1 pseudogene is annotated in these 324 nt (G+C 54.9%); it reads left to right on the top strand.

The features are described 5' to 3' along the window. A pseudogene (locus tag B2T33_RS14805) lies at nucleotides 1–300 on the top strand (3-isopropylmalate dehydratase small subunit); the annotation flags it as partial. Between the last annotated feature and the right edge of the window lie 24 nt (nucleotides 301–324).

Raw genomic sequence — 324 nt, 5'->3', positions numbered from 1 at the left:
GACATTTTCTATAACAACTGCTTTAAGAACGGCATCCTTCCGATCCGTCTGCCGCAGGAAGATGTCGACAAGCTGATGGCCGACGCCGAACGCGGTGCGAATGCGACCGTCACCGTTGATCTTGAAAATCAGGAAATCACCGGTCCGGACGGCGGCTGCATCAAGTTTGAAGTCGAAGAATTCCGCAAGCATTGCCTGCTGAATGGCCTCGACGACATTGGCCTGACCCTGCAGAAGGCCGATGCCATCAACGATTTCGAAGCCAAGCGCGCTGCATCGCAGCCCTGGCTGTCGCTGTAATTGCAAAAACGGGCGGCAAACATC

Source organism: Thalassospira sp. UBA4513, from assembly GCF_002388495.1.
GTDB lineage: Bacteria > Pseudomonadota > Alphaproteobacteria > Rhodospirillales > Thalassospiraceae > Thalassospira > Thalassospira tepidiphila.
Note: the sequence above shows the minus strand (reverse complement) of the source record. Positions and strands in the feature narration are given on the sequence as shown.